Genomic DNA, 16,330 nt, shown 5'->3' with positions numbered 1-16,330 from the left:
AAGTAGCTGACTGATGATGATCGCTGGGGTGGTCCTCAGCCAGTCTGCTTTCGAGTGCCAAATCGAAAGAAGCGGACATAAGATAGCTGACAACTGTCGGGAAGAAGAGCGTCCGCTTCCGGCACTTGGAGTGTGGAAGCGGACCGATTGCTGCACGTTAGAACCTCACGATAACCTGGGCTCTGATGGTCCGTGGGGCGCCGGGGGTGATGTTGTTGTTGCCGTCGGCGGTATAGATGTAGCCGCGGTCGAACAGGTTCTCGACGTTCAGCTGAGTGCGGACGTTCTCGTTCACCGTGTAGAACAGCCCCAGATCGAAGCGCGAATAGCCTGGCAGGCGGACCGAGTTGTCGGAGCTGGCATAGGTGTGAGTCTGGTAGATGTAGCCGATGCCGATCGAGAAGTCGTTCGTGACAGCGAACTTGTTCCAGAGCGAGAACGAGTTGAACGGCACGAGCCCGACCACATTGCCCTTCACGATGGTCGGCGAGGTCGCACTGTCGATCCGGGCATCGGTCAGCGCGTAGCCGCCCGCGACCTGCCACCAATCGGTGACGTAGCCGTTGGCGCCGATCTCGATGCCCTGCGTGTTCGTCTTGCCCGACAGGATGAAGAAGCCGGGGTTGTTCGGGTCCGCGAGACGCTGGTTCCTGCGGTCGAGGTTATAGGCCGCTGCCGTGAGCTGAAGGGTCGGATTGACGTCGTACTTCACGCCGACCTCGGTGTTCTCGAACTCTTCCGGCTTGGCAATAACGAGGCCGGGTGAGAGCGTCCCGATCTGGTCGCCCGAACTCGGCAGATAGGAGACACTATAGCTGCCGTAGAAGGCGAGGTTCGGCAGCGGCTTCAGCACGATGCCGGCGCGGGGCGAAACCAGGTCGTCCACGCGCGACTGGGTCACACGCGTGCGCTGGTCGGTCGATGCGAAATCGAAATGGTCGTAGCGCACGCCGCCGATCAGCTGGAGCCAGTTGGTGATTTCCACCTGGTCCTGCGCGTAGACGGCCGCGAGCCCGAGATTGTAGCGGCTATTGGCATCGGTGGTGCCGTTGTTGCGGAAGGTCACCGGAACGCGGGTGATTGGCGAGAGCGGATTCACCACCACGCTGGACGCGAGATTGCTGCCGAAGAGGCCGGATTCGCGGAAGGTCAGGCCTTCCTGATAGCCGAGCTCGAAGCCGCCGAGCAGCGTATGCTTGAGCGTACCGGTGTTGAATTTGTAGGTGAAGTCGTTCTGGCTGAAGTAGTTGGTGCGGTCGGTCTCGTTGCGGTATCCGGTGATCGTCACCGCGGTCCCGGCATTGTTCACCGCGCTTCCCGGCAGCGTGTTGCGATAGAAGCGATTGTAGTCGGCGAAGCGCAGTTGGCTGTGCAGTTGGACGCCGGTGTCGAACTCGTGATCGAGCGTTGCGGTGGCGATGTTCGCATCGACTTTCGTGTAGTTCACGTCCGGGTTGCCGAAGAAGGTCCGGATATTGTTGCGATAGTTGTAGGCGCGGCCGAACTGGGACGGGATGCCCCGGTCGGGGAAGCGGTCATCGTGAAAATATTCGTAGGACAGCTTCAGCGTCGTCTGCGGATCGATGAGGAAGGTCATCGTCGGATTGACGCCGTAGCGGGTCAGATCGCCGAACTGGCGATACGTGCCGCTATCCTCGGCAACGCCGTTGAGGCGGAAGAACACGCTGTCGCTGACCCGGTCGCCGACATCCACGGCGAGGCGCTTGTCGCCGAACTGGCCGCCGCCGGCGACAATCTCGCGGACCCGTGTGCCGTCCGCTTCCTTGAGCACCCGATTGATCACGCCGCCGCCGCCGCCACGGCCGAAGATCAGCGAATCCGGGCCCTTCAGAACCTCGACCCGTTGGACGTTGTAGAGATCCCGATAGTATTGCACGTCGTCGCGGATGCCGTTGACGAAGAAGTCCGCGCTCGTGCTCTGGCCGCGGATGATCGCCTGATCGCGGTTGCCCTCACCCTGCGCCGGGATGAAGCCCGGAACGTAGCGCAGCTGATCGGTGAGGTTCTGGAAGTTCTGGTCGCGGATCTGCTCTTGCGTGACGACCGTGATGGCCTGCGGCGTGTCGATCAGGGGCGTTGCCGTCTTCGTCGCCGATCGCGTCTGCGTCGTCGCATAGCCGACGGTGATCCCGCCCTGCGGCCCCACTCTGGGGAGGCCGCTGAGCTCGCCGGCAACCGCGATCTCCTCGAGCGTTGCCGGGGCGCCGGGCTGGAGCGCCCCCGTCGTCGCCGGCTCATTCGCCTGCGAGCCCTGGCGCTGTCCGGACAAAGGCTCGGCAGATGCCATCCCGATGGTTGCAACGGATCCCAACAATGCAAAGACAAGGTGGGAGCGTCTGCCGTAGACAGCGTGCTGCATAACAATCCTCAGCTGTAAGTTGAAGTAGTTCCTGCGGTGAGTTGCGCGGAACTTGCTGAGAGACGTCTAGGCGGCCGGATCGGCCGAGGGTCAAATTACAGATCCCCAATGTCAGCAGATTGGAACTCATCTAATTAAGATCTTGGGGATGTATACTTGACAATTTCCCAGGTGGATCAATACATGATTTGAGTTCCGCAAGATGATCGGCGACGTGACCGCCAAATCCTGGAGCTCCACTCTCCGATAGAAGAGAGTGTGGTTTTTTCATCACATGCTTTCGACTCGCAGTTCGGAACGGGTCGAAACTCAGTATCCACAGCCTCAGACACGATCGGGTTTGTTTGTGAAGATCTTGCTTGTCGAGGATGATGTTCGTACGGCCGACCTCGTCGCGGCGGCCCTGGCCGATGCGGGTCATGTCGTCGATCATGCCCCGGATGGCCTGGAAGGATTACGGCTCGCTCGGCGGGCTGCCTACGACGTGGTCGTCGTCGATCGCATGATGCCGAAGTTGGATGGTCTCGCGCTTGCCCGGCGCCTGCGCGCCGCCACGATCCGTACGCCTCTGCTCTTCCTGACGACGATGTCCGGCATCGACGATCGTGTCGAAGGTCTCGAAGCCGGTGGAGACGACTATCTCGTCAAGCCGTTCGCCTTTGCGGAGCTCCTGGCCCGGATCCATGCTCTCGGCCGCCGACCTCCACTCGCGCCGGCGGAGACGATGCTTCGGGTCGCGGACCTCGAGGTGGATCTGATGTCCCGCAAGGTCCGCCGCGCAGGGACGATCATCGAACTCCAGCCGCGCGAATATCAGCTCCTCGAGTTCCTGCTGCGCAACGCCGGATCGCTGGTCACGCGCAAGCAGTTGCTCGAACACGTCTGGGAGTTTCACTTCGAGCCGAAGACCAACATCGTCGAGACGCATATGAGCCGGCTTCGATCCAAGGTCGACAAAGGCTTCGATAATTGGTTGATCCACACCGTGCGTGGCTCCGGGTACATCCTCCGTGACGTCCTTCCGTAGACTGATCGCGAGCACCGGATTTCGCTTCGCGCTCTTCTACACCGCTGCCTTCGTTCTCTCGGTGGCGGTGATCGGCTGGCTGGTCCATGCCGCCGTCAGCGACGCGCTCAACGAGCAGGTCAGGGATCGCGTCGACCAGGTCATTGCCGAACTGACCGACGAGTTCATCGATGGAGGCCGGCCGGATCTCGATGCTGCGCTCACGGGCCGCCTGACCCGTGGCGAGGTCCCGCTGCACTACGCGGTGATCGAGACCGACGGGCGCGTCGTCACCGGCAGTCCGACACTCGCCGCGTACAAGAGGCTCGCCGGCGTGCCGGCGCGGTTCGTTCCCGATACCGATCGGCCCGATGTCACCGTCGTGGCCGCGGCCCAGCCCCTGAGCGACGGAACGACCTTGGTCGTCACCGACGATCTGAAAAGCGTCCGAGATGTCCAGGCGATCCTCGGCAAGGCGTTTGCGGTCGCGCTGGCGGCGGCATTGCTGCTCGGTTCCGTGCTCGGCGTCTTCATGTCCGGCGCGATGCTGAAGCGGGTCGACAACGTCTCCCGCACCGCCGAGGCGATCATCGCGGGAGATTTCGGCCGGAGGGTCCCGACGACGGGTTCGGGAGACGATTTCGATCGGCTGGCCCGGACGCTCAACCAGATGCTCGACCGCATCGGCGGCCTGATGAACAATCTGCGGCAGGTCTCGAACGACATCGCACACGACCTGCGCACGCCGCTGACGCGACTCCGCCAGGGGCTACAGAGCGTAAACGACAGGGCTTCGACCGCCGAGGAGTTCCGAGGCGCGATTGATCGCGCCTCGGGTGAGATCGATGAGATCCTGGATGTGTTCGCGGCTTTGCTCAGGATCGCCCAGGTGGAGGGCGGCACGCGTCGGGCCGGATTCCGCGCCGTCGATCTGTCGGCGGTCACCCGGACCGTGGCCGATGCCTACGGTCCTGCAATTGAGGATGGCGGGCGGCAGCTCGTTCTCGCCATCGCGCCAGACGTGCGGATCAACGGGGACAAGGAGCTTTTGACCCAACTTCTCGCGAACCTTTGCGAGAACGCGTTGCACCACACGCCGGCCGGCGCACGCATCGAGATCGGCCTGCACGTCGCTGACCACATCGCAACGCTGAGCGTCGCGGACGATGGGCCAGGCATCTCGGCCTTCGAACGGAACAAGGTCTTCCAGCGCTTCTACCGTGTCGAGAAAAGCCGAGGCATGCCGGGGAACGGCCTCGGCCTCACACTCGTCGCCGCGATCGCGGAGTTGCACGGTCGCTCAGTCAACCTCTCGGACAATGAGCCGGGCCTGCGCGTCACGGTGGCCTTTCCGGTCCTCGCCGCGGAAGCCGCCGGGGCAATCGCGACCAGGGGCCAAAGTTAGCCTGCTAGCGACGCGAGGCGGCCGTTCGAGGCTCGGGCCGGTCGAGCGCACGGACCTGTCGACAACGCACCTGCTTCCAGGGCGCCGCACGCAAGGCCTTCTTCAACGCTGGCAGCGCCAGGAACGCCTGAAGCAACGCCTCGTCGGAATGCGATTCCACCACGGCCTCCAGGTGTTCGATCGCCTTCCCGAGCGCAGTCGTCAGCGCATCGGGATCGGAGCGGAATCCATAGCCATGGGCATCGAGCCATTGTTCGATCTCGACGACCGTGCCGACCCCGACGCCTCGCATGGCGAGCAGTTCGGCCTTCGAACAACCGGCTGCGAGCTTGAGCAACTTCGCCGGCGAGATCGCCATGAAGGCGAAGTCGTCATCGCGTGAACCGCTCCGTTGTGGCCTGCGCCCCCCTGGCACGCATTGGATCAGGCAGGCGATTGCCCGGCTCGATAGCTGAGGCGAGGACGCCGACGCCTCTGCAGCGCCGTCCTTGGCTTGGGCAACCCATCGGATGCGGCGACGTCGCGGGCCACGGCTTGAGGCCGTTTTGGCAATGTGGCCAGTAAGATTGCTGTCCAAGAAGCCATCCAGAACGCGATGGGTCGATGCTGCCGTTGGCATGGCCACTCCGGCTATGCGGTGGTTCTGCAAGCCTTGCGGCGCAGGACCTGAAGAGAGGTCGACACGGATGGCTATATCATTCAAGGCGAAGATATTACATCGCTCCAAGATTGATAATTGCCAATTTTTGGAATGGATTTAGTTCAGTCGATGACCATCAGTCCGACGTCGAAAGCTGAGAAAATCTTTTCTTCGAGACGCGGGAATAATCCGAGTAGGCGAGCATCTTTCATCTTTCGTGCAAAATCCTGTGAGCCCCGGAAGTTTTTTTGCGTGAGTGCCGGGAATAGAATCGCGCGATCGGCATCTCTCTTCGGCGGTCCCCGGCGATCGCAGGAGGGTTCATTCAATGCGCAAGCTTCTTCTTCCGGTCACGCTCATCGCAGCGCTCGCGGCTCAGCCGGTTCTGGCCAACTCGCCCGCGGCGACAGCCAAGACGGCCAAGGGACTCGCTCTCGTCGATGCCAAAGGCATGACCCTGTACACGTTCGACAAGGACAGCGCGGGCAAGTCAGCCTGCAATGGTCCCTGTGCCACCAACTGGCCGCCGCTTGCTGCTCCAGCCGGCGCTACGCCGTCGGGCTCCTGGTCGGTGGTCACGCGGGACGATGGCAGCAAGCAGTGGGCCTACAAGGATAAGCCGCTCTACACCTGGACGAAGGATACCAAGCCCGGCGACATCACCGGCGACGGGTTCCTCAACGGCGCCTGGCACGTAGTGCAGCCTTAGCGGTCGGCCAATCGGGAGGAGGAGAGCGGCGTGGACGAGATCGCCCGGCTGATCGAGCCGCAGATCCCGGCCTTGCGCCGTTACGCCTACGCGCTGCTGCGCGATCGCGACGCTGCCGACGACCTGGTTCAGGATACGCTGGAACGAGCGCTCGCCGGCTGGTCTGGCCGACGCGCGGGTGGCGACATCCGCGCCTGGCTCTTCGCCATCGAACGCAATCTCTTCCTCCAGCATATTCGGCGTACAAGGCGCGCCGGTCCGCATGTCGGTGCGGAGGCGCTGGACGGTATCGCGTCACCGGCCGGCAATCCCGAGGCCATGTTCGGGGCTCGCGACGTGCTGGCTGGCCTCGATGCCTTGCCCGAAGACCAGCGGTCGGCGCTTTTGTTCGTCGCGGTTGAGGACATGTCCTACGCCGAAGCGGCTGCCGTCCTGGAGGTGCCGGTCGGGACCGTGATGTCGAGATTGAGCCGGGCGCGCGAACGTTTGCGGGCCTACATGGAAACGGGTCGCTCCGGTCTGCTGCGGAGGGTGAAATGAGTGTTGGCGACCCACGGCCCGTGGGCGAAGACGACCTCCATGCCTTCATCGACGGGCGCCTCGCCCCGGAGCGGCGCGTCGTCGTCGAGACCTGGCTCGCCAAGAACCCGGAAACCGCCGAGCGCGTTCGCGCGGATCGCGCCCTGCGCGAGCGTTTGCGCGAGCGCCTCGCTCCGATCGCCGCCGAGCCGATTCCGGCGCGCCTGCGCATCGAAAACCTGCATCGACAGCGCGCCTCGGCGCGGCGCTGGCTGCCGATCGCCGCTGCCATCGTCCTGAGCCTGGGAGCCGGCGGCGCAGGCGGATGGTTCACGCGCGGCTCGCTCGGCACGCGGTCATCCGACGACGTGACACCAATGACGCAGGACGCGGTGACGGCCTTCCGCACCTTCGTGGTCGAAGCCGCTCACCCCGTCGAAGTGCGCGCCAACGAGGAGCCGCACCTGGTCCAATGGCTGTCACGGCGCCTCGACCACCCAGTTCGGGTGCCCGATCTGACAAGCCAGGGATTCCGGCTGATGGGCGGGCGCGTCCTACCCGCCGGCGACCGTCCTGCGGCTCTCCTCATGTACGACGATACCGAAGGGACGCGCCTCACACTCTATTCACGCCACGGTGCCGATGGGCACTCGGGAATCCGCTACGCTCGCGAGGGTGACGTCACGGCTTTCTCGTGGAGCGAGGGGGGCCTGTCCTACGCCGTCACGGCACGGATCAGCGAGGCGCGGCTCCTGACGATCGCGCAATCGGTCGACGCGCAGCTTCGCTCCTCGTCGAACTGACTGGCATCGATGGAGCCCCTCTCAGGGGCGCCCGGTGAGACGTTGCTCCTTGCTGCGTGGAAGCATCCGACGCAACACGTCATCCTTCCATAGGTAATGATGAACGAGCGCAGCCGTGGCGTGGAAGAGGGCCACCGCCATCAGCACGTGAGCGGCCCAACCGTGCCACCGCGTCAATGGGCGACGCCAATCGATGTTGCCGAGCTGCGGCAGCTTGATCGGCCCGGCCAAGGTGAAGCCCCGGACGAGAGCGTTGGCGATTCCGAGTGTGATCACGACCACGAGGAGCAGCGCGAGAGCCGCATGGGTGGACTTTGCCAGCGCGCGCAAGGCGCCGGCGCTCTCCGGAGGCAGACTCAGTCCACGCGTGCTGCGCCAGATCATCGCCGAGACCATGATCCCCGTGAGCACGAAGCCGGCGTCGACATGCGCGGACCAGATGCCCGATCGAAGCGGCCCTTTCGCGAGAAGGTCTTCGAGGAACGTGCCGACCAGCCAGAGGACGGCGACCAGACCGGCTGTCAGCCAGTGGAGCAGGATCGTTACGCGATCGTGCCGGGCTTCGGATGTCTTCATGTGTCGAATTCTTCGCGGGATAGGTCGAGCGTGACGGCCATCAACGGCTCTCAGCCGCCGGAAGTCTCTGCCGTCATAAGGAGTATTTCTCGGTCGGCAGCAATCCGCAAAGTAAGTCGATCTTGCGAATTCTCCGCCACGAAAGATTGATTATTCCCAATGTTTGTAATGTGCGGGCTTGCTTCTGTACGAGGGTGGCTGACTATTATCGGCTTGTTCGTTTGAATCATTCTGATCAACGTGGAAATACATTCGATCCGGCCGTGTGTCGATTAGGCAGCCGACGTCAGGCGCTACCCTATCTCTAAGGGCCTGTCCCTGCCTGCCAAGGCGAAGGAGGTGCCTGTCGGACCCCGCGTCACGCAGACGGGGCTCAAGGTCGCGGCCGTCTACCTCCAGCCGATCAAGATGGATCCTTGATCACGTTCCTCCCCGCCGAACTCACCGTGCCGGCTGTGCAATTCCCTGCCAATGCCGGTGTCGTTGAGGCGATGCAACAGGCGCTATGGAATATGTCTGATCTCATTCCTGATAACAGTTTAGTTGGCCGCATCCTGCATGTTCTTGTTGGTTGCACTGGTTGACCGGCAGATCTTAAAGTGTTATTGCATGCTATTGTTATAGTATAAATACTTATATTGAATCAAGGCGCTGGGATTTCGAAATGACGCCATGCAACAAATCCCAAAGTGATCGCTATATTGTGAGTATATTACAGTCCGCCATAGGACCGCTTTCGTCTATCGAGCGGTCGGCAACTCCATGTCTGCTAGTTGCAAACTGGCGGAGCAGCCCAAACGTCCGGATTGGGTCGAGATCTGCCGGTCTGCTCTCGCGTCTCAACATTAGCGAAGCGAACGTCTATCTGACTACCGCGTTCAACCCGGTTCGGGCCTCCTGCGGGGGCACCAAATGTGAGGTCTCGCCCACCAGCTCACCCTGTGCGTTGCGAGCTTCTCATTGGCACATTGACGCAGTCAGTCATGACCTCGGCGAGAAGCCTCCCGTCGGCCTCGCTGCAGATCGAAGCCTTGAATCGGGCGGTCGCGCCATCCATCGAACCCTTGATCCGAACGACGAGACGGTCTCCGATCTCGATGTTGGAATGGAAGACGACGCGGCGTGCCCGCGTCGTGGATCGAGGCCGCCTCCTTCCCGAAAGCTGCCATTCGGTCCGGTCGACAGCCGCGACGTAGCTACTGAAGTACAGGAGCCCGGCTCCGTTGAATTCCAGCTGAGGGCATGGGTCGACGACCACGCTGCCCAACTCGTCCATCTCCGTCCAGGATGGAAGCGCACCGGCCTCCACGCTCCCTCGATGCCCGTTCCCGACGTCAACCAACGCAGGCCCAGCGGGGTGGCGCCCGACCTTCACCCGGGTAATGGAACGGTTCTCGCCAGCGATCCGACGCTGGATGAACACGGAGGTCATTTCGACATCCGCTACCAGACGGCCACCACACGCCGCTCGATGTCGACTGACGACCCGTGTGGCCGACAGCAGGATCAGCGCGGAGCGCACCTCCAGGATGTCGTTCTCCCGGACGGCATCGAGGGCGCCATGTTCGAGCGATATCCGCTGGAAAGCCGCATAGATCGGCTGTTCGCGTTCGGTACCGAAGCCCGATGCGGCCCGGCCGAGACTCTGCCCGATCAGCTCCCAATGTCGATGCCCTAACTCCTTCCAGAGCCAGTTCTCCGAGAATCCGCTCGGACAGAGATGGGGCATGCCGAGCGTGTATCGTCCCTCGCTATCGAGTGGGAGACCCGCATCGGCCGACCTTGGATGGAACGCCATAGGCGGTTCCCCCCTACCGACTAGACAGCGACCTTCACGGGGATCGGGCGCTGTACGCCGAGGCGCAATGTGATCGCCTGCACCACGTGCTCGGCGTCGCGGCCGACTGCGCCGAAACGGCCTGAGCCCCAGGTGTTCAACCAGGGCAGGCCGATAAACGAGATGCCGGCCTCGCCAGTGATGCCACGGGTATGCTTGGGCCGACCGGAGCCATTGAACACCGAGGCGTCGAGCCATTTGAAATCCGGCGTGAAGCCTATGCACCAAATGATGGAGGTGATGCCGCTCGACGACAGATCGAGCGACGTCACGGGCTCGCCCGGCTGCCAGACTGGGACGTAGTGGTCCTGTGTAGGGGCCTCGATGCCCTTTTCGGCGATGTACTTGTCGATGGCCGCGTTGATGCTGTTATAGGTCTTGTCGGCCTGATCGAGGGAGGTCTTGAGATCGTCCCGGAAGCGCAGGGCGCCGGCGTCGTAATCCTCCAACAGGCCGTAGAGTTTCATGCCCTCCTTGGCGAAACGACGCAGGTCAATGTCGCGTCCGCCGTCGCGTCCGGTGACGTAGTGGTTGGTGTTGTCGCGGACGCCATCGCGCAGCGGATGGTTGTCGATCGTCATCTCGTAGTAGCCCATGTCGGCGAGCCAAGTGACGACGTCGCGCCCCCGGTAGAACCGGGCGCAGCGCGGCGCGTCGCCCACCGCGAGATGCACCTTGCGACCGGCGAGATGCAGGTCCTCGGCGATCTGCGCGCCCGACTGGCCGGAGCCGACGACCAGCACCTCGCCCTCGGGCAGTTGAGCCGGGTTGCGGTATTGGTTCGAGTGGATCTGTGTGACCGAACCCGGCAGCTTCTCGGCCATGCGCGGGAAGATCGGCGTATGGTAGCCGCCCGATGCCACGACGATCTCGTCCGCCGTGTAGTCGCCGTCCGAGGTCTCAACGGAGAACGCCCCATCGGCGCGGCGCTGGACCTGGTGCACGGTCACGCCCTCGCGGATCGGCGGCTTCACCTTGGCGATGAAGCCCTTCAGGTACTCGACGATCTCGTCCTTCTTCATGAAGCCGTCCGGGTCCGGCCCGTCATAGGGATGACCGGGCAGGTCGCATTGCCAGTTCGGCGTCACGAGGCAGAAGGTGTCCCAGCGCTGGGTCGCCCAGGTATGGGCGGCACGGTGCTTCTCGAAGACGAGGTGGTCGATGCCGCGCTGCTTGAGGTGGTAGCTGATCGAAAGACCGGCTTGGCCGCCTCCGACGACGGCGACCGGGATGTGGCTGGACACGGAAGACATGCTGCAACTCCTTGCTGGTCTGGTTGCGGAGGCTTCAGAGATCGAAGGTCTCGACGGTGACGCGGCCACCAGGGGGTTGGCCCTTTGCCGCGCTCTCGATGCGGGCGAGCTGGTCGAGGGCCGAGGAGCAGGCGAAGCCGTATTTTTCGCGCACGCGCTCGCTGGCGATGTTGAGCGCCGTGCGGCTCTTCTCGACGAAATCCTCGACGGCGTAGCTCTCTCCCGGTTTCAGGAAGTCCTGAACGACGAGGGAGGGCGAGTAGCAGGCCTCGCGCCGACCATCCGGCCAGAGCACGTGGAAGCGCATTTCAGGCATGGATCGGCTCCGGTCTCAGGCTGGCACAGGACGCGTAGGCATCGAGATGGCGCTCGGCGCAGGCGCGCCAGGAATGAGCGGCGGCGCGGGCGAAACCAGCCTTCCGAAGGTTGACGCGTTCGACCGGATCCAGGGCCGAGGCCATGGCACCGGCGATGTCCCGCGGCTCGGCAGGATCGACGAACAGCGTGTCGCCGGGATCCAGGTATTCGGTGAAGGGCGCCAACCGGGACACGATGGTCGGTGTCCCGCAGGCCATCGCCTCCAGCACACAGAGACCGAACCCCTCCTTCCACGACGGGAAGGCGAGCATGTCCGCCACCCGGTACAGCGCCGGCATTTGATCGTTCGGGACAGGGCCCGTCATGACCACGGACTTGCCCGGCCCGAAGGCGAGGCCGAGCCCATCGAGCGTTGCGAGACAGCGGGCCCGATAGGAGACGTGGTCGAGGAGCGAGGCGCCGCCGGCAATGACGAGCTGTGCGTCGCCGTGCCTCTCCCGCAAGAGTGCGAAGGCCTCGATGATGGTCGCCGTGTTCTTGCGCTCTTCCAGACCGCCGACGCAGAGGACGATTGGTCCCGACCCGAGGCCCCAACGCTCGCGCACCACGGCATCCGCCTCGCTCGGCTCGGGGCGGTAGACCGAGAGGTCGACCCCGTTTCCGACGACGTCCGGCTCGACACCGAAATCGGCTTCGATCCGATCTGCCCAGACACGGCTGACGCAGAGGAGGCGGGTGGCCTCGCGCACTGCCCGGTCTTGCCAATCGGCAATCAAGGGATCGGCGAAGGTGTCGAGGTGGTGAACCGTGCGGACGAAGCCCGGGATCAGGCGGCGGTGCTTGAGGGTGGCGAGCGCGTTTCCGCCGATGCCGTCATGGCAGTGAAAGACGTCGAAATCGCAGGCCGCGGGCGACGCGAAGTGGCGCAGGTAGTCGTTGATCCGCGTCCGCACGAGATCGGCCGTCGTCCCGTTGACTGGTTTCGCGGCGACGGAGGTGGTCGGGCAGCTCGCCCGCCGGAAGAAGCCCTCGCCGGTGGTGTCGGGCGCGTGCGCCACCGCCTCGTGGCCCAGGGTGCAGAGCGCCTCGGCCAGCGAGAGGCAATGCGCGACACCGCCGCGCGGATTGACCGAATGGGTCAGGATGGCGATGCGCAGTGGCCTCATGGCGAGGCCTCCACGCCGCAACCGATCAGCGGGCCGGCCAGGAAATCCCAGACCACCGCCTCTTCGCCGCCGGCATCGCGCACACGGGCGACCCGGCTCGCGTCGATGCTGCCGATGGCGGCGGCGGCGATGTCGCGCCCGGCAAAGCGCGCCAGCACGTGGGAGGTGCGATCGGGCCGGACGCTGAGCAGGTAGCCGAAGCTCGGGAAAGCCGTGAGCCAACGGGCCATCGCAACACCGTCTGGCCGCGGGATCGCGTCGAGATCGATGAGCGCGCCGACGCCCGAGCATTCGAGCAGCATCAGCGCCGTGCCGACGATGCCGGCCATGCTGATGTCCTTGGCGGCGGCGCACAGGCCATCCTCGGCGAGGCCGGGCAGCAGGGCGAGATCGCCGCGTAGCCGCTCGGGTGGCGCGCCGGTGGAGGCATCCCAGTAAGGGTTCGGTTCGCGAAAACGCCCGCGCAGGTCGATCGCTGCGATCAGGGCGTCGCCAGGCCGCGCATCGAAGCTGGTGAGGAGGCGTCGTCCTGCCTTGCCGAGCACCGCCACGGCGAGGTTGCCGGCCTGCGCGCGGGTATTGGTATGGCCGCCGACGACGGGCACGCCGTAGATCGCCGCCGCAGCGGAGAGGCCGGCGAGCACAGGATCGGCCTGGGCCGCGTCCCGGCTCCACAGGGCATCGACCACCGCGATGGGCCGTCCGCCCATGGCGGCGACGTCGCTGAGATTGACCATCACGCCGCAATAGCCCGCGAAATACGGGTCGGCGGCGACGAAGGAGTCGATGAACCCTTCGATGGCGAGCAGCAGGTGTCCGTCGCCGTCGGGGATCGCCGCGCAATCGTCGCCGACCGGCACGGCGGCGTCGCGGCGGCCGAGCCCGAGCCGCGAGACCACCGCGTCGATGTCGCGCTTGTGGGCGACGCCTTGGGCGTCGCGGATCTGGCGGGCGAGGGCCGCGATGTCGACCGCCACGCCCATCACGCCGCCTTGCGCAGGGTGACGAGCCCCGTCTCGGGATCGGCCATCGGCGGATAGGCGGCAAGGTCGGCCTGCATCAGATCATGCGGGCGCCCGTGCAGGTCGATCGGGCCGAGGCTCTCCCAGTGCAGCGCCTGGAAAAGCGGCACGTTGCGCTCCTGGACATGGGCCAGGAAGCGCGTGCAGCCCCGCGCATGAGCGGAGGAGACGGCGACCTGGATCAGGCCCGCCCCGAGGGCCGCCGTGCCGCGGAACGGCTTCGCGACGGCAAGGCGCGAGCCCCACCATTCACCGGGCCGTTCGGCGACCTCGTGGATGCGCACCGTGCCGACGACGGCGTCGGTATCGCCCCCGAGGGTCGACAGCGCGCAGATCGGAATGGCTTGGGCATCGATCGCGTCGCGGTCGTCATCCTCGAAGATGCCCTGCTCGGTGCAGAAGACCTGCCGCCGCAGGGCCGCGCAGGCGAGGCGCTCCCAGGGCGCGGTCGCGAACTTCACGTGGAAGTAGCTCGGGCGATAGGCGGGAAAGGGCTCGAAGATCATGCCGCGACCCTCGTGCGCTCGTAGCTCGACAGGGCCGAGCAGGCGCCGCAGCGTCCGCAGCCGGCCTTGATGTCGGTGGAGCGAAGCCCCGCCCGCTCCAGCATCTGCGAGAGCGGCTGCAGGATCGCGTGCATGAAATCGGGGCTCGGCGAGGGGTGGCTCTCGAGCGGCGTGCCGGAGATCGGCACGAAAGGCACCACGAAGGGATAGACGCCCATGCCGATCAGGCGTTCGGACATGGCCAGGATCGCCTCCGGCGTGTCGCCGAGGCCTGCGAGGATGTAGGTCGAGACTTGGCCGCGCCCGAAGACCGGCACAGCGGCCTCGAAGGCCGAGTAGTAGCGCTCCAGCGGCACGCTCGCCTTGCCCGGCATGATGCGCGCCCGCACCTCCGGCGTGACGGCTTCGAGATGCATGCCGAGCGCGTCGATGCCCGAGGCCTTCATGCGCTCGAACCAGCGGTCGTCGTCCGGCGGCTCGCACTGGCCCTGGATCGGCAGGTCGACGGCCGCCTTCACGGCGAAGGCGCTCTCGCACAGCACCGCGGCGCCGCGGTCGGTGGCGTTCGGCGTACCGGTGGTCATGACCATGTGCTTGACGCCGTCGAGCAGGACGGCGGCGCGAGCGACCTCGGCGAGTTGGGCCGGGCTCTTGTGGGCGATGGTGCGCCCGGCCGCGAGCGACTGACCGATCGAGCAGAACTGGCAGGTCTTGGTGCGGCTCTGGTAGCGGATGCAGGTCTGCAGGATCGTCGTCGCCAGGACGTCGCGCCCGTGCAGCACCGCGATCTTCGAATAGGGAACGCCGTCGAAGGTCGAGAGCGCGTAGAAGCGGGGTTTTCCGGGGAAGGTCACCCGGCCGATCACCGCCCCGTCGTGCTCGATCTCCGAATAGCCGTCCGGCCCGGGGCGGCGGACCAGAAACGGCGACTCGAAGGCCGGCGCGGTATGGACCGGCACCATCACCGTGCGCCCGGCGATGGTCATGGCCTTGTGGTCGGACGGCCCGGCCCCGCCGCGTCGGCTCGCGACACCGGCCGAGGTGTCAGCCAGCCTGACTCCGAAGGATTGCAACGCGTTGATCAGGCGCTCGGTCGGCATGCCCGCGGCCATCGCCGGGGCCACCGGCGGCAGCGAGGGCGAGAGAGGGCTGGTCAGAAGCGGGCTGTCGCTCATGATCGAGTGTCCTGGTGCCGGGGATCGTGGAAGCGTTCTGGATGTCGGCCGCCGCGTGAACCGTCGCGGTGGGGCGCTTGTCGTGGAGCAGGCTGAGCAGTTCCGGCCGGGCGTAGTGGCCGACCGAATCCATCATTCGCTTGCGTTTGGTGACGAGGGCGAGGTCCATGTCGGCGATCAAGATGCCCTCGCCGGGCCCGAGCGGATCGGCGAGATGCCGGCCCTCGGGCGAGACGATCGCCGTGCAGTTGCCGCCGCGGCAGGCCCCGCGCAGGCGCTCGTCCGGGCAGACGGCGGCGACCTGCTCGTCGGTGAGCCAGCCGGTGGCGTTGACGACGAAGCTGCCGGCCTCCAGCGCGTGGTGCCGGATCGTCACCTCCATCTGGTCGGCGAAGATCTGGCCGACGAGGGAGCCCGGAAATTGCGCCGCGTGGATCTCCTCGTGCTGCGCCATCAGGGCGTAGCGGGCGAGCGGGTTGTAGTGCTCCCAGCAGGCGAGCGCGCCGACGCGCCCGACCGCCGTGTCGACGACCGTGAGGCCGGCGCCATCGCCCTGACCCCAGATCATGCGCTCGTGGTAGGTCGGGGTGATCTTGCGGCGCTTGAGCTTCAGCGTGCCGTCGGCGTCGAAGATCAGCTGCGCGTTGTAGAGCGAACCGTGGTCGCGCTCGTTGATGCCGAGGACGATCACCGCGCCGTGCCGCCGTGCTGCGGCCGAGACCGCCTGCGTCACCGGTCCGGGTACAGTGGGCGCGCGGTCGTAAAGGCGCAAATGCTCCGCGCCCTGCATCGCGGGCGGCAGCACGAAGGAGAAATACGGGTAGTAGGGGACGAAGGTCTCCGGAAAGACCATGAAGCGCGCGCCCTTGGCGGCGGCCTCGTCGATGGCGTTGAGCACGCGCTCGAGCGTTCCATCCGGGTTCTCGAGGTCGGGTGCGATCTGGACGGCGGCGGCCCGCACGATCCGGTTGTCTGACATAGCGTGGCTCCGGCTTGGGCGGCGGCCGCGAGGGTG

General features: G+C 65.2%; 18 protein-coding genes. 7 read left to right on the top strand and 11 right to left on the bottom strand.

All coding sequences use genetic code 11. From position 1 onward, the window contains the following. Nucleotides 1-157: 157 nt before the first annotated feature. Nucleotides 158-2,308: a TonB-dependent receptor gene (locus HCU64_RS24040; RefSeq protein WP_233386943.1), complete on the bottom strand. Its 2,151-nt coding sequence runs from the start codon at nucleotides 2,306-2,308 to the stop codon at nucleotides 158-160. A 418-nt stretch (nucleotides 2,309-2,726) separates the two neighbouring features. On the opposite strand from HCU64_RS24040, the gene HCU64_RS24035 reads away from it, so the two are divergent. Further along, nucleotides 2,727-3,407: a winged helix-turn-helix domain-containing protein gene (locus tag HCU64_RS24035; protein ID WP_233386942.1), complete on the top strand. Its 681-nt coding sequence runs from the start codon at nucleotides 2,727-2,729 to the stop codon at nucleotides 3,405-3,407. Further along, nucleotides 3,391-4,791 (top strand): sensor histidine kinase, encoded by a 1,401-nt coding sequence (locus HCU64_RS25500; protein ID WP_233386941.1) that lies wholly within the window; start codon nucleotides 3,391-3,393, stop codon nucleotides 4,789-4,791. Before HCU64_RS24035 ends, HCU64_RS25500 begins: the two co-directional genes overlap by 17 nt. A gap of 4 nt (nucleotides 4,792-4,795) precedes the next feature. Here the strand turns inward: HCU64_RS25500 and HCU64_RS24025 are convergent, their stop codons facing one another. Further along, on the bottom strand, nucleotides 4,796-5,149 hold the full coding sequence (locus HCU64_RS24025) for a hypothetical protein (RefSeq protein WP_233386940.1): 354 nt from the start codon (nucleotides 5,147-5,149) through the stop codon (nucleotides 4,796-4,798). A 610-nt stretch (nucleotides 5,150-5,759) separates the two neighbouring features. On the opposite strand from HCU64_RS24025, the gene HCU64_RS24020 reads away from it, so the two are divergent. From HCU64_RS24020 to HCU64_RS24010, 3 genes are read left to right on the top strand one after another with little or no spacing between them, the layout of a single operon-like run. Then, nucleotides 5,760-6,140 (top strand): COG4315 family predicted lipoprotein, encoded by a 381-nt coding sequence (locus HCU64_RS24020; protein WP_233386938.1) that lies wholly within the window; start codon nucleotides 5,760-5,762, stop codon nucleotides 6,138-6,140. 30 nt (nucleotides 6,141-6,170) lie between these two features. After that, on the top strand, nucleotides 6,171-6,680 hold the full coding sequence (locus tag HCU64_RS24015; RefSeq protein WP_233386936.1) for an RNA polymerase sigma factor: 510 nt from the start codon (nucleotides 6,171-6,173) through the stop codon (nucleotides 6,678-6,680). Beyond that, nucleotides 6,677-7,462, top strand: a complete 786-nt coding sequence (locus tag HCU64_RS24010; RefSeq protein ID WP_233386934.1) for an anti-sigma factor family protein — start codon at nucleotides 6,677-6,679, stop codon at nucleotides 7,460-7,462. The genes HCU64_RS24015 and HCU64_RS24010 overlap by 4 nt, the downstream gene beginning before the upstream one ends. 21 nt (nucleotides 7,463-7,483) lie before the next feature. Here HCU64_RS24010 and HCU64_RS24005 read toward each other — a convergent pair whose 3' ends face one another. Beyond that, nucleotides 7,484-8,038, bottom strand: coding sequence for a cytochrome b (locus HCU64_RS24005; RefSeq protein ID WP_233386932.1), 555 nt, complete (start codon nucleotides 8,036-8,038; stop codon nucleotides 7,484-7,486). A gap of 339 nt (nucleotides 8,039-8,377) precedes the next feature. On the opposite strand from HCU64_RS24005, the gene HCU64_RS25680 reads away from it, so the two are divergent. Continuing rightward, complete coding sequence (locus HCU64_RS25680; protein WP_442786010.1) at nucleotides 8,378-8,458, top strand: iron transporter; 81 nt, start codon at nucleotides 8,378-8,380, stop codon at nucleotides 8,456-8,458. Beyond that, a complete protein-coding gene (locus HCU64_RS24000) occupies nucleotides 8,455-8,622 on the top strand; it encodes a hypothetical protein (protein WP_233386930.1) in 168 nt (55 codons plus the stop codon). Before HCU64_RS25680 ends, HCU64_RS24000 begins: the two co-directional genes overlap by 4 nt. A 350-nt stretch (nucleotides 8,623-8,972) precedes the next feature. Here HCU64_RS24000 and HCU64_RS23995 read toward each other — a convergent pair whose 3' ends face one another. The 8 genes from HCU64_RS23995 to HCU64_RS23960 form a co-directional block, all read right to left on the bottom strand. Then, a complete protein-coding gene (locus HCU64_RS23995; protein ID WP_233386928.1) occupies nucleotides 8,973-9,767 on the bottom strand; it encodes a Pnap_2097 family protein in 795 nt (264 codons plus the stop codon). A gap of 89 nt (nucleotides 9,768-9,856) precedes the next feature. Continuing rightward, on the bottom strand, nucleotides 9,857-11,128 hold the full coding sequence (locus HCU64_RS23990) for an MSMEG_0569 family flavin-dependent oxidoreductase (protein WP_233386927.1): 1,272 nt from the start codon (nucleotides 11,126-11,128) through the stop codon (nucleotides 9,857-9,859). A 34-nt stretch (nucleotides 11,129-11,162) separates the two neighbouring features. Beyond that, on the bottom strand, nucleotides 11,163-11,444 hold the full coding sequence (locus tag HCU64_RS23985) for an MSMEG_0570 family nitrogen starvation response protein (protein WP_233386926.1): 282 nt from the start codon (nucleotides 11,442-11,444) through the stop codon (nucleotides 11,163-11,165). After that, nucleotides 11,437-12,612 (bottom strand): MSMEG_0565 family glycosyltransferase, encoded by a 1,176-nt coding sequence (locus HCU64_RS23980; RefSeq protein WP_233386925.1) that lies wholly within the window; start codon nucleotides 12,610-12,612, stop codon nucleotides 11,437-11,439. Before HCU64_RS23980 ends, HCU64_RS23985 begins: the two co-directional genes overlap by 8 nt. After that, the gene (locus HCU64_RS23975) at nucleotides 12,609-13,595 is read right to left on the bottom strand and encodes a sll0787 family AIR synthase-like protein (RefSeq protein WP_233386924.1); all 987 of its coding nucleotides are present in this window, start codon (nucleotides 13,593-13,595) and stop codon (nucleotides 12,609-12,611) included. The genes HCU64_RS23980 and HCU64_RS23975 overlap by 4 nt, the downstream gene beginning before the upstream one ends. Beyond that, complete coding sequence (locus HCU64_RS23970) at nucleotides 13,595-14,140, bottom strand: MSMEG_0567/Sll0786 family nitrogen starvation N-acetyltransferase (protein WP_233386923.1); 546 nt, start codon at nucleotides 14,138-14,140, stop codon at nucleotides 13,595-13,597. The genes HCU64_RS23975 and HCU64_RS23970 overlap by 1 nt, the downstream gene beginning before the upstream one ends. Continuing rightward, nucleotides 14,137-15,240 (bottom strand): MSMEG_0568 family radical SAM protein, encoded by a 1,104-nt coding sequence (locus HCU64_RS23965; RefSeq protein WP_233386962.1) that lies wholly within the window; start codon nucleotides 15,238-15,240, stop codon nucleotides 14,137-14,139. The genes HCU64_RS23970 and HCU64_RS23965 overlap by 4 nt, the downstream gene beginning before the upstream one ends. Further along, nucleotides 15,185-16,294 carry a Nit6803 family nitrilase gene (locus HCU64_RS23960; protein WP_233386922.1) on the bottom strand — a complete coding sequence of 370 codons (1,110 nt, stop codon included), beginning with the start codon at nucleotides 16,292-16,294 and terminating at the stop codon, nucleotides 15,185-15,187. The genes HCU64_RS23965 and HCU64_RS23960 overlap by 56 nt, the downstream gene beginning before the upstream one ends. Nucleotides 16,295-16,330: the final 36 nt, after the last annotated feature.

The organism is Methylobacterium sp. C25, assembly GCF_021352225.1.
Lineage (GTDB): Bacteria > Pseudomonadota > Alphaproteobacteria > Rhizobiales > Beijerinckiaceae > Methylobacterium.
Note: the sequence above shows the minus strand (reverse complement) of the source record. Positions and strands in the feature narration are given on the sequence as shown.

Coding starts and splice junctions, on each gene's coding strand:
- HCU64_RS24040 (WP_233386943.1), bottom strand. CDS start 2,308: ATGGCATCTGCCGAGCCTTTGTCCGGACAGCGCCAGGGCTCGCAGGCG.
- HCU64_RS24025 (WP_233386940.1), bottom strand. CDS start 5,149: ATGGCGATCTCGCCGGCGAAGTTGCTCAAGCTCGCAGCCGGTTGTTCG.
- HCU64_RS24020 (WP_233386938.1), top strand. CDS start 5,760: ATGCGCAAGCTTCTTCTTCCGGTCACGCTCATCGCAGCGCTCGCGGCT.
- HCU64_RS24010 (WP_233386934.1), top strand. CDS start 6,677: ATGAGTGTTGGCGACCCACGGCCCGTGGGCGAAGACGACCTCCATGCC.
- HCU64_RS24005 (WP_233386932.1), bottom strand. CDS start 8,038: ATGAAGACATCCGAAGCCCGGCACGATCGCGTAACGATCCTGCTCCAC.
- HCU64_RS23995 (WP_233386928.1), bottom strand. CDS start 9,767: ATGCCCCATCTCTGTCCGAGCGGATTCTCGGAGAACTGGCTCTGGAAG.
- HCU64_RS23990 (WP_233386927.1), bottom strand. CDS start 11,128: ATGTCTTCCGTGTCCAGCCACATCCCGGTCGCCGTCGTCGGAGGCGGC.
- HCU64_RS23985 (WP_233386926.1), bottom strand. CDS start 11,444: ATGCCTGAAATGCGCTTCCACGTGCTCTGGCCGGATGGTCGGCGCGAG.
- HCU64_RS23980 (WP_233386925.1), bottom strand. CDS start 12,612: ATGAGGCCACTGCGCATCGCCATCCTGACCCATTCGGTCAATCCGCGC.
- HCU64_RS23975 (WP_233386924.1), bottom strand. CDS start 13,595: ATGGGCGTGGCGGTCGACATCGCGGCCCTCGCCCGCCAGATCCGCGAC.
- HCU64_RS23970 (WP_233386923.1), bottom strand. CDS start 14,140: ATGATCTTCGAGCCCTTTCCCGCCTATCGCCCGAGCTACTTCCACGTG.
- HCU64_RS23965 (WP_233386962.1), bottom strand. CDS start 15,240: ATGCCGACCGAGCGCCTGATCAACGCGTTGCAATCCTTCGGAGTCAGG.
- HCU64_RS23960 (WP_233386922.1), bottom strand. CDS start 16,294: ATGTCAGACAACCGGATCGTGCGGGCCGCCGCCGTCCAGATCGCACCC.